14 protein-coding genes are annotated in these 14,138 nt (G+C 50.1%); 7 read left to right on the forward strand and 7 right to left on the reverse strand.

What is annotated here, in order from left to right; genetic code table 11:
* Positions 1-68 precede the first annotated feature (68 nt).
* Positions 69-383 (reverse strand): DUF3630 family protein, encoded by a 315-nt coding sequence (locus tag L4D06_RS18865; protein WP_429740708.1) that lies wholly within the window; start codon positions 381-383, stop codon positions 69-71.
* Positions 376-2,226: an ATP-dependent DNA helicase RecQ gene (gene recQ / locus L4D06_RS18870; RefSeq protein WP_429740709.1), complete on the reverse strand. Its 1,851-nt coding sequence runs from the start codon at positions 2,224-2,226 to the stop codon at positions 376-378. Before recQ ends, L4D06_RS18865 begins: the two co-directional genes overlap by 8 nt.
* A 282-nt stretch (positions 2,227-2,508) precedes the next feature.
* Here recQ and rarD point away from each other — a divergent pair, with 282 nt between their 5' ends.
* From rarD to L4D06_RS18885, 3 genes are all read left to right on the forward strand, one after another.
* The gene (gene rarD / locus L4D06_RS18875) at positions 2,509-3,408 is read left to right on the forward strand and encodes an EamA family transporter RarD (RefSeq protein WP_274166445.1); all 900 of its coding nucleotides are present in this window, start codon (positions 2,509-2,511) and stop codon (positions 3,406-3,408) included.
* Between the two features lie 180 nt (positions 3,409-3,588).
* Positions 3,589-5,373 carry a gamma-glutamyltransferase gene (gene ggt / locus L4D06_RS18880; protein WP_429740710.1) on the forward strand — a complete coding sequence of 595 codons (1,785 nt, stop codon included), beginning with the start codon at positions 3,589-3,591 and terminating at the stop codon, positions 5,371-5,373.
* Between the two features lie 30 nt (positions 5,374-5,403).
* Positions 5,404-5,901, forward strand: coding sequence for a DUF2780 domain-containing protein (locus L4D06_RS18885; RefSeq protein WP_274166443.1), 498 nt, complete (start codon positions 5,404-5,406; stop codon positions 5,899-5,901).
* A gap of 157 nt (positions 5,902-6,058) precedes the next feature.
* On the opposite strand, the gene uvrD is transcribed toward L4D06_RS18885, so the two are convergent.
* On the reverse strand, positions 6,059-8,236 hold the full coding sequence (gene uvrD, locus L4D06_RS18890) for a DNA helicase II (protein ID WP_429740711.1): 2,178 nt from the start codon (positions 8,234-8,236) through the stop codon (positions 6,059-6,061).
* 377 nt (positions 8,237-8,613) lie between these two features.
* Here uvrD and L4D06_RS18895 point away from each other — a divergent pair, with 377 nt between their 5' ends.
* From L4D06_RS18895 to L4D06_RS18910, 4 genes are read left to right on the forward strand one after another with little or no spacing between them, the layout of a single operon-like run.
* The gene (locus tag L4D06_RS18895) at positions 8,614-8,874 is read left to right on the forward strand and encodes a BufA1 family periplasmic bufferin-type metallophore (protein WP_274166441.1); all 261 of its coding nucleotides are present in this window, start codon (positions 8,614-8,616) and stop codon (positions 8,872-8,874) included.
* Positions 8,875-8,898: 24 nt separating this feature from the next.
* Complete coding sequence (gene bufB, locus L4D06_RS18900) at positions 8,899-9,756, forward strand: MNIO family bufferin maturase (protein WP_429740712.1); 858 nt, start codon at positions 8,899-8,901, stop codon at positions 9,754-9,756.
* A complete protein-coding gene (locus L4D06_RS18905; RefSeq protein ID WP_429740713.1) occupies positions 9,753-10,508 on the forward strand; it encodes an HvfC/BufC N-terminal domain-containing protein in 756 nt (251 codons plus the stop codon). The genes bufB and L4D06_RS18905 overlap by 4 nt, the downstream gene beginning before the upstream one ends.
* 17 nt (positions 10,509-10,525) lie before the next feature.
* Positions 10,526-10,963, forward strand: coding sequence for a DoxX family protein (locus L4D06_RS18910; protein ID WP_274166438.1), 438 nt, complete (start codon positions 10,526-10,528; stop codon positions 10,961-10,963).
* Here L4D06_RS18910 and L4D06_RS18915 read toward each other — a convergent pair.
* The 4 genes from L4D06_RS18915 to dapF are packed head-to-tail and all read right to left on the reverse strand — an operon-like array spanning position 10,947 to position 14,129.
* Positions 10,947-11,672 (reverse strand): HAD-IA family hydrolase, encoded by a 726-nt coding sequence (locus L4D06_RS18915; protein WP_429740714.1) that lies wholly within the window; start codon positions 11,670-11,672, stop codon positions 10,947-10,949. The genes L4D06_RS18910 and L4D06_RS18915 overlap by 17 nt on opposite strands.
* 44 nt (positions 11,673-11,716) lie before the next feature.
* Positions 11,717-12,631 carry a tyrosine recombinase XerC gene (gene xerC / locus L4D06_RS18920; RefSeq protein ID WP_274166436.1) on the reverse strand — a complete coding sequence of 305 codons (915 nt, stop codon included), beginning with the start codon at positions 12,629-12,631 and terminating at the stop codon, positions 11,717-11,719.
* A complete protein-coding gene (locus tag L4D06_RS18925; RefSeq protein WP_274166435.1) occupies positions 12,628-13,302 on the reverse strand; it encodes a DUF484 family protein in 675 nt (224 codons plus the stop codon). Before L4D06_RS18925 ends, xerC begins: the two co-directional genes overlap by 4 nt.
* Positions 13,299-14,129 (reverse strand): diaminopimelate epimerase, encoded by an 831-nt coding sequence (gene dapF / locus L4D06_RS18930; protein WP_274166434.1) that lies wholly within the window; start codon positions 14,127-14,129, stop codon positions 13,299-13,301. Before dapF ends, L4D06_RS18925 begins: the two co-directional genes overlap by 4 nt.
* Positions 14,130-14,138: the final 9 nt, after the last annotated feature.

The following is a 14,138-nucleotide window of genomic DNA, read 5'->3' on the forward strand; positions in this document are numbered from 1 at the left end:
GCGAATTATACAGCAAATTATGCGCTTGCCAACCGCCTTTGTGAAGGGAACTGAGTACTTCGGTTTTCTCAGGAAACAGGCAGTTGTTGACTGAGCCACCCTTGCAAAAAAGCGAGCTCGTCATCCCCATCTTGACCAAGACGTTCTAGCCAAATGCTGGCGCTGTAATGCTCGGCTTTGAGCAAAAACGTCACCCCTTCAAAGTCCACCAGCCACGTATGCAAATCCGCATCTGTCTGTTTGTCTTCAGGTGTGGCACCGATAAGCTCACAGAATGTGTTTAAGTAAGACGCCGCATTGTCGAAATCCAACGCATTCGCAGCAATCACCAAACGCCCTTCATGGGCATCAAAGAGGGTTAACACAAAATCGGGGTTATCCATAACTCACATCATCCGGATTGAGGGTGATGTGATCTTCAATCACATCTAAAAATGCATTGCCGTATTTTTCAAGTTTGCGCTGGCCCACGCCATTCACTGCTAGCAGTTCACCTTGCGATGTCGGGATCATTTCGGCCATTTCAATCAAGGTCGCGTCGTTAAACACCACATATGGCGGAATATCTTCTTGATCCGCGATGGCCTTACGTAGCTTACGCAGCTTGGCAAACAGCTTCTTATCGTAGTTTCGCTTACCCAGTTTATCGGCTTTGCTTCGAGGCGACAGGCCCAAACGAGGCACAGCCAACTCCAGTGCCGTTTCACCACGCAACACAGGGCGTGCTTCTTCGGTCAGTTGTAACACTGAGCTTCGTGCAATGTTTTGCATTAAATAGCCACGGTGGATCAGCTGGCGAAAAATACTCACCCAATACTCGTGGCTGTGGTCTTTACCCAAGCCATAGGTACTGATTTTATCGTGACCGTGCTCTTTCACGCGCTGATTTTGCATACCACGCAGCACTTCAACCGTGTAACCCACGCCAAAGCTTTGATTAACGCGATACACGCAAGACAGCGCTTTTTGTGCCTGCTCAGTGCCATCAAATAAGGTGGGAGGATCTAAGCAAATATCACAGTTTCCGCAAGGTTTCTCCCGGTATTCGCCAAAGTAGTTCAGCAACACCAAGCGACGACACGTGAGCGCTTCAGCAAATGCGCCCATGGCGTTAAGTTTATGGCTTTCAACCTGTTTTTGCGGTCCTTCCGGTTTCTCTTCCAAGCAACGATGCAACCAGCCGATGTCTGACGGGTCATAGAACATCACAGCTTCAGCAGGCAAGCCGTCGCGCCCAGCGCGTCCGGTTTCCTGATAATAAGATTCAATATTGCGGGGAATATCGTGATGCACCACGAAACGCACATTGGGCTTATTAATACCCATTCCAAACGCGACGGTCGCCACCACGATTTGTACGTCGTCTCGCTGAAAAGCTTCTTGCACCCAGGCACGCTGTTCGTTGCTCATGCCCGCATGATAAGCGGCTGCACGCAGGTTTTGGTCGCACAACTTTTCTGCCACTTGCTCGACTTTCTTACGGCTGCTGCAATAAATGATGCCACTTTGCCCACTTTGCCCGGCGAGAAACTGAGTCACTTGCGCCAACGGTTTGTGCTTTTCGATCAAGGTATAGCGAATATTGGGGCGATCGAAACTACCCAGAAAGGTATGGGGTGCATCTAAAGCAAGGCGAGAACAAATATCCTGACGAGTGGTGTCATCCGCCGTGGCGGTCAAGGCCATCACAGGCACATCAGGAAAATGCTGTTTCAAGCTGCCAAGTTGAGCGTACTCAGGACGGAAGTCGTGTCCCCACTGAGAGATACAGTGCGCTTCATCGACAGCGATTAGGCCAATCTTGGTGGTCTGTAAACGCTCAATGAAATCACGCATCAGTACGCGTTCCGGCGACACGTACAACAATGACAAGTTTCCTTCACGCAGCGATTGCCACGTTGCCGCCTGAGCTTCTGGGAGCATTGATGAGTTAATACACGCAGCTTGCACGCCGTTGGCGAGCAATTGATCGACCTGATCTTTCATCAGTGAGATCAGTGGAGAGATAACGATCGTCACACCTTCCCGCACCAAAGCAGGAATTTGGTAACACAGGCTCTTACCGCCGCCTGTTGGCATGATGACAAGGCAATCTTGACCCGCGATCGCGGCATCAATGATTTCTTTTTGACCGTCTCGGTAGCTGTGATAGCCAAACACCGACTGCAAAACAGATTCATCTTGTGCAAGTTCCGGCGTTTGCGCGGCCGAGTCAGTTACGGTCATGATACCTCTCAACTATGAATTGGCGCTCATTCTAAACGCCCAACGCTCATGTTGAAAGCCATGCTGTCGTCGCACACGATTTTCTCAACAATATGTCACCTTAAAGGTGTGCATAGTCATGCATCCTCCATATACTGATTGTTGCAGCCAAACCGTTTAGATTTGATGGAAATATGGCACTTACACACCATGCCAACCATGAATACCCCTTATTTTTCGCTGCCCGCACCGCCTTTTGGCGGTTTTTGCTCTTTGTCCTAAATCGAATGTTGAGATCTCGCAGTGAATGATGCGCAACAAACACGCAGAGGCGTACTGCTCGCCCTTGGCGCCTACACCATGTGGGGTATCGCCCCTATCTACTTTAAAGCGTTAACTGACGTCCCGGCATTGGAAGTCGTGATGCACCGTGTGCTGTGGTCGTTTTTCTTTCTCGCCATCATAGTGAAAATGAGTGGCAGCTTTGCCCGCGTCAAGCTGCTACTCAAAGATACCAAGCGTTTAGCACTTTTAACCATCACGGCCTTAGTTATTGCCGCCAACTGGCTCATTTTCATATGGGCCGTGGGCAACAACCTCATGTTAGATGCAAGCCTTGGCTACTTCATCAACCCGTTAATCAACGTGGTGCTCGGCATGGTATTTTTGGGTGAGCGCTTTCGCCGCTTACAATGGATTGCCGTCGTCTTAGCCTTTTCAGGGGTCGCCATTCAGGTCATTACCTTTGGTTCACTACCATGGGTAGCTCTGGTATTAGCCAGCAGCTTTGGTTGTTACGGTCTGTTGCGTAAAAAAATTAATGTGGATGCAGCCACCGGATTGTTCATTGAAACCGCGGTGTTATTGCCAGCATCAGCCATTTATTTGTTCTTTATTGCCGACAGCGCGACCTCAAACATGCTCGACAACAGTTGGAGCATGAACCTGCTACTGATTGCCGCAGGTATCGTCACAACCTTACCGTTGTTGTGCTTTAACGGCGCTGCCACCAAATTGCGCTTATCAACGCTGGGCTTTTTCCAATACATCGGCCCAACCATTATGTTTTTTTTGGCCGTGGGTCTTTATGCCGAGCCTTTCACTGCCGACAAAGCCACGACATTTATCTTCATCTGGACGGCACTCGTCATTTTTACCTTCGACGCCATCAGGCACCAGAAGAAACAACGGGCCCAGTCCTAATCTCGCTGTAATTGAAAGGAACGGCACCGCAAGGTGCCGTTTTTTTATGCGCTTGCGATCTTCCTATCCTGCTGCCTTTACTGGCGATTTTCACCCATTGCCTCGTTAATCCGACACCCTTATCGTCCATTGCCGAACTATACTCAGAGACTGACCATCTTGGCGTTAAAAGGAATTCGAATGAAACGACCCTCTTCCCGACTTTTCTCCACATTGGCACCTGTATTCGTGCTTAGTTTGATGATGACTGGTACCACGAACGCCACCACAGAAGGTCAAATTACCGATGCGGTGGCCCCTGAACTTGCCACCGGTAGCGTAATGCGCAAAAGCGTAAAAGGCACTGAGTGGATGGTCGCATCAGCCAACCCTCATGCCAGTAAAGCCGCTGAAGCCATTCTAAAATCAGGCGGCAATGCCATCGATGCGATGGTTACCGTGCAAACCGTTCTGGGTTTAGTTGAACCACAAAGCTCTGGAATTGGTGGCGGCGCATTTTTAGTATATTGGGACAACAAGGCACAAGCGCTCACTACCTTCGATGGTCGCGAAACCGCGCCAATGGACGCCACACCTAAACTATTTCTCAACGAAAACGGTGAGCCACTTAAATTTTATGATGCCGTTGTGGGAGGCCGCTCCGTAGGCACACCTGGCACACTGCGTTTGATGCACGACACCCACGCCAAATATGGGAACTTATCGTGGCGAGCAGTACTGACGCCTGCCATCGAATTGGCCCAATCCGGTTTTGAAGTATCCCCTCGTTTAGCGGCACTGATTGAAGGAGATGCCGACAGGTTGCGTCGCTATCCCGCCACGCATCAATACTTCTTTGACAACAACGGTCACCCACTAAACATTGGCGATCGCTTAGTGAACCTAGAGTACGCCAGCACTTTAAAAATGGTGGCCGAAGATATCGACAATTTCTATCAAGGTCCTATCGCGGATGACATCGTCGCCACCGTGCAACGCGCCGCCGGCAACCCTGGTGTATTGAGTAAAGATGATCTCGCAAACTACCGCATCATTGAGCGTGAGCCCGTTTGCGCCCCTTACCACCAATATCGAGTGTGCGGCATGGGTCCGCCCACCTCTGGCGGCATAACCGTTGGTCAAATCCTTGGCATCGTCAGTCACTTTCCTATGAAAACCCTGGGTAAAGACAACCCAGAGAGTTGGCGTTTGCTCGGTGATGCTTCACGTTTGGCCTTCGCCGATCGCGGGCGTTACATTGCCGATGCAGACTTTGTCCCCGTACCGACAGAAGGCTTATTGGCTCCTGCATACCTAAAAGCACGTGCGGCACTCATTCCCGAAGAGGGTGCCATGACAGATATCGCCCCCGGCGTGCCCCAATTTAGCCATGCCAAACACACACCACCGCGGGCTGATGACCAGTCCATCGAATTACCGTCCACCAGCCATTTCTCCATCGTGGATAAAGCGGGCAACATTGTGTCAATCACCACCACGATTGAGAACGGCTTCGGCTCGCGTCTGATGACGCGAGGCTTCCTACTCAATAATGAGCTGACCGATTTCTCCTTTGCAACTCACAAAGATGGCGTACCCATTGCGAACCGCGTAGAGCCGGGTAAACGCCCACGCTCATCCATGGCTCCCACCATCGTGATGCGAGACGGTAAGCCTTATATGGCAGTTGGCTCTCCAGGCGGAAGCCGCATTATCGGCTATGTTGCCAAAACATTGGTCGCGCACCTTGATTGGGGGCTAGATATCCAATCCGCCATCGATTTACCCCACCTCGTCAACCGATTTGGCACTTATGATCTTGAAGCAGGGACTGACGCGGAAAGTTTCAAACCAGCACTTGAACAGATGGGATATAAAGTGAATATTCGTGACTTAACTTCAGGTATACACGGTATTGTAATCGATAGTGGCACCTTGGAAGGCGGAGCCGACCCAAGGCGCGAAGGATTGGTCACGGCCAAGTAGCCGAAATTAATGCCCCTCAGGAGGAGCACCATGTTACGTAAATTAAATGTGATGGCACTTTCCGCCGTATTGATCGCTGCGGCCATGCCGGCACATGCACTGAGTTTGGACAGTTTGGTGGGTGATGCAAAAAAAGAAGCCAGCAATCTGATGACTGGCGTCAGCAAAGAAGCGGCAGATAACCCACTCACGTCTCTGCTTTCAAGCGATCTCAACGTCAACGACGATCAAGCAGCTGGTGGCGCTGGCGCATTACTGGCAATGGCGTATCAAGAGCTTGGTACAGATCAAGCAAGCGAGCTCACGAAGATGGTTCCGGGTTTGGACTCTCTCACTGGCGCCATTCCTGGCGATCTAGGCAGCATGCTAAATAACATGGAGTCGGTGAACAAAGTGTTCGACGCGTTAGGGTTAGACCCTACCATGGTGACCCAATATGCGCCGGTGATCTTGAAGTACCTTGGTGAGCAAGGAGCCAGTGATTCGTTGTTAGGTTCGCTATCAAGCCTTTGGGGTCAAGCGGCTTAATTGCTCCGTGCTCCGCCGCTAAAGAAAGCACTCAAAAAAAATCAGCAACGCTCAAGTATCAAAAAGGGAGGCATTCAGCCTCCCTTTTTCTTTATGTCTCTTGATGAAGCTTGGTTTAGCTTTGCCAGTCAATTACCGCTTTCAAAAGGCTCAAGCCTTACATAACTTCAAGCTTGGCATATTGTGTCACCAACCACTTGATACCCTCACCGTTAAACGCCACCTGCACACGGCTTTGGTTACCACTGCCTTCAAAATTAATGATGGTGCCTTCACCAAACTTAGGATGCTGCACACGCTGGCCTAAATTAAAGCCCGTTTGGTTGAAGTTCTGCTGAGATTGGGTTTGTGAGAATCGACCACTCGCAGCCGCAGGGCGTGTCACCTTGGCACGCATGCGCACTTCTTCCATGCACTCTTCTGGCAATTCACGAATGAATCGAGACGCTTTGTGGAACATGTCTTTGCCATACACACGACGCATTTCTGCGTGGGTAATGTAGAGTTTTTGCATGGCGCGCGTCATACCCACATAGCAAAGACGACGCTCTTCTTCGAGTCGACCCGCCTCTTCAGAAGACATCTGGCTTGGGAACATGCCCTCTTCAACACCCACCATAAACACCATTGGGAATTCCAACCCTTTGGCACTGTGAAGCGTCATTAACTGGACGGCATCTTCGAACTCATCAGCCTGCCCTTCACCCGCCTCCAGTGCTGCATGAGACAAGAACGCCGACAGTGGCGACATGTCTTCTTGCACTTCTTCAGGCACTTCGTATTGTCGCGTTGCCGTCACCAGCTCTTCCAAGTTATCGATACGTGCTTGGGCTTTCTCGCCTTTCTCAGCTTCGTACATAGCGCGTAATCCCGAATTTTGGATCACGTAGTCCGTTTGCTGGAACAGTGCCATTTCACGGGTGTCGTCTTCCAACGCATTCACCAACTCGACAAAGCGACGCAATGAATTCGCCGCGCGCCCCGCCAAGACTTGCTCTTCCAATAGCTGAACGCTCGCCTCCCACATCGTGGCACCGCGATCACGCGCCGCCAAACGAATGGTCTCCAAGGTACGATCGCCGAGGCCACGGGTGGGTGTGTTTACCACGCGTTCAAAAGCAGCGTCGTCAAAACGGTTCGCCATCAAACGTAGGTACGCCAACGCATCTTTGATTTCTTGGCGTTCGAAGAATCGCATGCCGCCGTATATGCGATACGGCAGACCCGCTTGAATCAAGGCTTCTTCTAGTACACGTGATTGGGCGTTATTACGGTATAGCATGGCGCAATCATTCAATGCGCCGCCATCGTCATGCCACGATTTGATTTTACCGACGACAAAACGCGCTTCGTCTAACTCGTTAAACGCACTGTATACAGAGATCAATTCACCTTCTTGACCATCGGTCCATAGGCTCTTACCCATGCGCTCGGCGTTATTAGTAATGAGGTGGTTAGACGCTTTCAGAATGTTGCCCGTTGAACGGTAGTTCTGCTCCAAACGAATCGTTTGTGCGCCTACAAAATCGTCGAGGAATTGTTGAATGTTCTCAATTTTCGCGCCGCGCCAGCCGTAAATTGACTGGTCATCATCACCCACAATCATCACATTGGCTTGTGTCCCCGCCATCATGCGAAGCCACGCGTATTGGATGTTGTTGGTATCTTGGAATTCGTCCACCAGAATATGCTGGAAGCGCGCCTGATAATGCTCTCGGATATGGGTTTTATCACGCAGCAACTCATGGCAACGCAATAGGAGTTCAGCAAAATCCACCAACCCCGCTCGGTCACAAGCTTCTTGGTAAGCGCTGTACACACGCAACCACGTCTTTTCGACAGGATCAAATTGCGCATCAATATGGTGTGGGCGTAGCCCTTCGTCTTTTTTGGCGTTGATGTACCACGACGCCTGACGCGCAGGCCAATGTTTCTCATCCAGATTTTGCGCTTTGATCAAACGACGCAGCAAACGCTGCTGATCATCTGAATCCAGAATCTGGAAATCTTGCGGCAAATTCGCATCAAGATGATGGGCACGCAAAATGCGGTGGCACAAACCGTGGAATGTACCGCACCACAAACCGGAGGATGTGCCCTGCATCAATTGATCAATACGACCACGCATTTCCGCAGCGGCTTTGTTGGTAAAAGTCACGGCCAACACAGAAAACGGAGAGGCATGCTCGACTTTCATTAACCATGCAATGCGATGAACCAGCACCCGGGTTTTACCACTCCCCGCGCCCGCTAGCACCAGATAGTTGCCGAGCTGGGCGGCTACGGCTTCGCGTTGTTTGTCGTTAAGACCGTCGATCAGGTGGGATACGTCCATCGTTCATTCACTGGTTATTTATACACTGGTTGGAGATTATATACCCAAGTGACTTTCAGGTGCGAACCTAAGACCAAAATTCTGAGGAAAAACGCATTAGCTTTACGTTTTGAGCAATCTTCGGGGCTGAGTCATTGTGATTAGCGCTGTCATCCTCACTATTCACACAGCCCACAAATAATATTTATGCATTACAAATCATAAGGTTAAATAATCTCACACCGACCAGACTATTAATTTTTTGTAAAAAATAACCTCAGTAGCGAAAGTTTTCATATGTTCCACCTATCTTTTTAAGTGAGCACGTTATGAAGACGGCTCTATCTTTAATCAATTGATAATCCTAAGGACCTCCGTCCTTACAATGAGGAATTGACATGAAAAAGACGAATTTTGCTGTCGCTGCTGCTGTCACTAGTCTGCTTGCTGTGGGTGCTACCACATTAACCACCACTGTTGCTCAAGCGGCAGAAAAAGAGAAATGCTACGGCGTGGCGAAAGCCGGTAAAAATGACTGTGCTACCAACACGAGCTCATGTGCTGGTACTTCAACGAAAGACGCACAATCTGATGCATTCATCGTCGTACCAGAAGGTCTATGTGACCGTCTATCGGGTAGCTCTAAAACCTCATCTTAATCGACGAAAGCAAAGGGATTAGGCATGGATAAGTTTTCACCATGGATTGGTGTGGGGCTTAGGCATCCACATCATGAACACTTCACTAATCAGACTCCGGATATAGGATGGTTAGAAGTACACAGTGAAAACTTTTTCCAGCCTGATTCTGCTGCTGTCGAGACATTGCTCGCCCTGCGTCGTCAATATGCGATTAGCTGTCATGGGGTGGGCTTGTCATTAGGGTCTACCGACCCCATTAACCGCGAACATTTACGTCGTCTAAAACGACTCATAGATACCATTGATCCATTCTTCGTGTCCGATCACTTAAGTTGGAGTTCGGTTAACGGCGAGTACTTTAATGATTTGCTTCCCCTTCCTTATACCGACGAAGCCCTTGAGGTGTTTTGCGCCAATGTCGATGCCACACAAGATTATCTTGGTCGGCAAATGCTGGTTGAAAATCCTTCGAGCTATTTGAGCTTCAGCCATTCCACGATTCCCGAATGGGAGTTTTTAGCCGAAGTCTCACATCGCACAGGCTGCGGCTTGCTGCTCGATCTCAACAATATACACGTCAGTGCCTTTAACCATGGCTTTGACGCTCAACAATATTTAGCAGCCATTGACCCCGACAAAGTCAAAGAGATTCATCTTGCTGGTTACACAGTGAATCCGTTGCCTGAAGGGGAGATCTGGATTGATACTCACAGCCAACCTGTTTCTGAACCTGTGTGGGCACTCTACCGCGCATGGATAGCTGCTAACGGACCGCGACATACCTTGATTGAATGGGACACGGATATTCCCGCCCCCGAGGTTCTCCTCGCGGAGGCAAAAAAAGCCCATGATATTCTCACTACGCTCTCCCCCAGCACTCTCAGTGGGGTGGCATCATGACCTCCCCCGATTTGGCTTCCCTGCAACGCCAGTTTGGTGATGCATTGCATTACCAGCCTCACGAGTTACCCGTTGAGCGCGGCGTGACATCGCCCGATGCTTTGCTTCAGGTCTATCGCAATAACTTTGTGATGACACTGAGTGAATGCCTTACCGTGGTTTACCCCGTGGTCAAAGCACTCGTCGGGGATGTCTGTTTCGATGCGATTGCACGACAACATGTGCTGCACACGCCAATGAAAGATGCCTGCGTGGATCGTTACGGCGAGGGTTTCAATCACACGATTACCGCCATACCAAACATCATTGAAGCGGTTCCCTATTTGGCGGACATCGCGACACTGGAGTGGCATATTCAAACCGTTAATCAGGCGGTTGTGCCACCCGCGCCATTTCCCGTTGATGCGCTCGCGTTGGTTCCACCAGAAGAGTTTGGTGATATTCACCTGCACGTCTCGCCTGCTGCCAAAATCATTCAAAGTGACTTTGCCATCAGCCAGATTTGGGATGCAGTGACTCGCCAAGACGAGGAACAACTTCAATCTATTGACTTTAATTCTGCAGAATCTGTACTCATACATTTCAGGCATGACACGCTTACCGTGACTGTGCTGGACGCCATTGAGGCAGGTTTGATTGACGCCTGCGCACATTCGCCATTTCGAGATATTGCCCCAGAGCAGTTGCAACATATTGCCAGCGCCATGCAGCGCGGTGTCTTTACTGACTTCAACCTTACTCGCACGCCATAAGAAAAAGGATATTGCGTATGCTTTCTTTGATTACCAAACTGGATAATATTTTTGAATCTGCGCTTAAGCCTCTAGCGCCAGCGTTGTTGCTGATCAGCCGTTTATGGGTTGCGTGGGTCTTTTTCCGAGCGGGACAAACCAAAATAGCGAGCTGGGATAGCACCCTCTATTTGTTTGAATATGAATATCAGGTGCCCGTTTTACCTTGGGAAATGGCCGCATATCTAGGAACTGCCGCAGAGCTTATCTTGCCGGTATTCTTGGTGTTAGGCTTACTTACACGCCCTGCTGCGCTTGCCTTATTTGTGTTTAATATTGTGGCGGTGGTGTCTTACCCTGCGCTTTGGGACAAAGGCTTCTTTGACCACCAGATGTGGGGCGTCATGATGTTGGTCACCATGATTTGGGGACCAGGTTTGCTGGCTGTCGACAATAAACTCAAACAGCGCGGGTGAGGGTCAGAAGTTGACTCAGGTGGGAGATTTCCACATCCGGTAATAACGAAGCATGCCGCTGCACCGTCAGCGGCTGTTGCGTATCATTAAACCAACACGCTTTAAAACCTACCAATTTCGCGCCTCGCACATCCGACTTTAAGTGATCGCCGACATGCAGAATACGTGATGGTTTTTGCCCAAGAAGAGATTTAGCTTTCATAAAAAGTGCAGGGGCAGGCTTGGCAGGTCCATCAGGCCCTGCTTGAAGTATTCCTTGAAAGTAAGGAGTGAGCCCCAATCTATCGCAGTCGACATTGCCGTTAGTGATCGCCACCAAGGGATAACGCGCAGACAACGCAGATAGGGCTTCGACCGCTTCATCAGGAACCACAAAATTACTGCGCTCCATCAAAAAGAAATCAACAGCGCTATTGGCGAGTTGCGCTCCGGCGCTGTCACTCAGGCCGCAGCGACTGGCAGCAAGGCGGATTTGAGCACGTCGAATTTCAGTCACAAACCCTTTCAAACACGCATCATTGTCGATCACTTGCTGTCGCATTTCTTGCCACTGTGACCAACTAAATGCCGCCATTGGCGCACAATGCTCTTCTAACCAATCCAGTAACTTTTGCTCGGCACGAATAATGACGACGCGATTGTCGTAAAGGGTATCGTCCAAATCAAAGGTCAACGCACTCACCGCTTCCCATCTACGATAAAACTTCATGTTCATTCCTTTTCATCGTCAGTGAGCGAGATCAGCCCGCTGCGCTAGTCACTCTTGCGCTTTCGTGCCCGTGGATGGGCCGCATCATACACTTTGGCAAGATGCTGAAAATCGAGGTGGGTATACACTTGTGTTGTCGACAAGTCAGCATGACCCAACAACTCTTGCACAGCGCGCAAGTCGCCGGATGACTCCAGCATATGGGTCGCGAAGCTATGCCTGAGTTTGTGCGGATTAATATGACTATTCACTGCCTGCTTTTGCCCCCACTCAGCCATACGTTTTTGTACGCTACGCGGGGAGATACGGTTTCCCAACTTGGAAATAAATAACGCCTCTTCAGGCCCTTTGAGCAGCAGGTTGCGCACTTTTATCCAATTGATCAGCCATTCTTTGGCCATGCCAGTAAACGGCACAACGCGCTCTTTGTCACCTTTACCAATCACACGTAAGTCGCCCTTTCGTACGGCGACATCACGAAGATTAAGGCCAATGAGCTCAGACAAACGCAACCCAGCGCCATACATCAACTCCATCATGGCGCGATCTCGCACCGCTAATGGGTCGTCGGCGTCCACAGAAAGCAGTTGGTTGATTTCATCGACATCGAGATTTTTCGGTAACGTACGGCCTTGCTTGGGCGCAGCCACGCCTTTAGCTGGATTCGCACCCAAAACGCCATCGGCCACCAGAAAATCAAAGAAACTACGAAGGGCGGATAAGCGCAGCGCAATACTGCCCGGTTTTAGGCGCTCACGTTTGGCTTGAGAAGCGATTTGACGCACCCAGCCGGCATCCACGTCCTGCCATTGGGTCACGCCAGATGTTTGCAAGAACGTGGCGCAGGCAGTGAGTTGTTGACGATAATTTGATTCGGTATAGCGGCTTAAGCCTCGCTCACGGATCATGTAGTCAAAAAATCGCGCCAACGGTTTTTCCATCGACGAGAGGAGACTCATTCGTCATCCTGCCATTTGTTCAGCAATATGCCGATGTGCTCGGCAATTTGCTCAACAAACAAGGTGTCCATGCTTGGCTGAAAATGCCCGCCGTCTTTACTCGCAAACGACAAAAAGCCGATTTCTTTGCCCGCAAACACTGGAACCAATGCGTACGACCCGAGTTCAGGCGCTTGGCTCACAAATTGCTGACCTTCGGCTTTTCGCAAACGACCAAGATAAACGCGTTGACCACAAAAGTGCGCTGACTTCACTGCGTCGACACTTTTCTTGTCCAGCGCATGATGCCCAACATCGTAAAACCGCAGGCTTACCTGCAATTGCAGAGATGTCGCCAACACTCGCAACGCTTGATGAATCGCTTGCTCATCATTGGCGGCAAACAACGCTTTATGAGTTTGCGAAAACGCCCTAAACAGGTTTTCATTTCCTGCGGCAATACTCATTAACTGCGTGATGTCTTCTTCTAATTCCGCCACGCGATCACGTAATCGACCGAGCTGAATTTCAACCAAAGAGACCGTGCCACGCTCGGCGTGAGAAATACGAAGCTGCGCCAACAACTCAGGCTGGCGTAGAAAGAAATCTGAATGGTCTTTCAAATAGCTGGCCACGGCATCTTCAGTTAATGCTTTTGCCAGTGGCCCTTCGAGCTTGGAAAGCTCCGTCATACTGTTATTTGTCCATCATAAACATGTGAGGTTGGGCCTGTCATATACAAAGGATGACCCGGTCCACGCCAGCGAATGTGAAGATTGCCGCCCGGCAATTGCACGAGTACAGACTCATCAAGCAAGCCTTGCATGATACCCACGGCAACAGCGGCGCAAGCCCCACTGCCACACGCTTGTGTTTCGCCAGCGCCACGTTCGTAAACACGCAGGCGGATCTCGCTGCGCGATACAACCTGCATAAAGCCTGCATTCACACGCTCTGGAAAACGCTCATGCGATTCCACTAACGGGCCCAAGGCCTCTACAGGTGCAGTATCAATATCATCAACCACGGTCACGCAATGTGGATTTCCCATGCTGACTGCACCAACAAACAAGGTGGTATCTTCTACACGTAAAATATAGGTTTTTTCTTCCGCATTTGCGCGAAATGGAATTTTAGCGGGTTCCCAGATAGGCTCACCCATATTGACCGTGACACCATCATCACTCTCAATATTAAGCACCATTTTTCCCGATTTGGTGCTGACATGGATTTGATGTTTGTTGGTTAGCCCTTTCATACGAACAAAGCGAGCAAAGCAGCGCGCACCATTGCCACACTGCTCAACTTCACTGCTGTCGGCATTAAAAATCCGGTAGTGAAAATCACTTTCTGGATCATAGGGGGGCTCGACCACCAAAAGCTGATCAAAACCCACCCCCGTGTTTCTGTCCGCCAAACGACGAATCATATCCGGGGAGAAATACGCATTCTGCGTCACGCAATCAACCACCATAAAGTCGTTGCCGAGACCATGCATTTTCGAAAATTGTATTTGCATCCGGTTCCT

Source organism: Enterovibrio makurazakiensis (genome assembly GCF_050336585.1).
In the GTDB taxonomy this organism is placed as follows: Bacteria; Pseudomonadota; Gammaproteobacteria; order Enterobacterales; family Vibrionaceae; genus Enterovibrio; species Enterovibrio gelatinilyticus.

Bases quoted from the DNA above. Each gene is read 5' to 3' on its own strand.
- L4D06_RS18915 (WP_429740714.1), bottom strand. From the start codon at position 11,672: ATGAAGTTTTATCGTAGATGGGAAGCGGTGAGTGCGTTGACCTTTGAT.
- bufB (WP_429740712.1), top strand. From the start codon at position 8,899: ATGGATAAGTTTTCACCATGGATTGGTGTGGGGCTTAGGCATCCACAT.
- L4D06_RS18865 (WP_429740708.1), bottom strand. From the start codon at position 383: ATGGATAACCCCGATTTTGTGTTAACCCTCTTTGATGCCCATGAAGGG.
- recQ (WP_429740709.1), bottom strand. From the start codon at position 2,226: ATGACCGTAACTGACTCGGCCGCGCAAACGCCGGAACTTGCACAAGAT.
- L4D06_RS18925 (WP_274166435.1), bottom strand. From the start codon at position 13,302: ATGACGGAGCTTTCCAAGCTCGAAGGGCCACTGGCAAAAGCATTAACT.
- uvrD (WP_429740711.1), bottom strand. From the start codon at position 8,236: ATGGACGTATCCCACCTGATCGACGGTCTTAACGACAAACAACGCGAA.
- L4D06_RS18905 (WP_429740713.1), top strand. From the start codon at position 9,753: ATGACCTCCCCCGATTTGGCTTCCCTGCAACGCCAGTTTGGTGATGCA.
- dapF (WP_274166434.1), bottom strand. From the start codon at position 14,129: ATGCAAATACAATTTTCGAAAATGCATGGTCTCGGCAACGACTTTATG.
- xerC (WP_274166436.1), bottom strand. From the start codon at position 12,631: ATGAGTCTCCTCTCGTCGATGGAAAAACCGTTGGCGCGATTTTTTGAC.
- L4D06_RS18910 (WP_274166438.1), top strand. From the start codon at position 10,526: ATGCTTTCTTTGATTACCAAACTGGATAATATTTTTGAATCTGCGCTT.
- L4D06_RS18885 (WP_274166443.1), top strand. From the start codon at position 5,404: ATGTTACGTAAATTAAATGTGATGGCACTTTCCGCCGTATTGATCGCT.
- L4D06_RS18895 (WP_274166441.1), top strand. From the start codon at position 8,614: ATGAAAAAGACGAATTTTGCTGTCGCTGCTGCTGTCACTAGTCTGCTT.
- ggt (WP_429740710.1), top strand. From the start codon at position 3,589: ATGAAACGACCCTCTTCCCGACTTTTCTCCACATTGGCACCTGTATTC.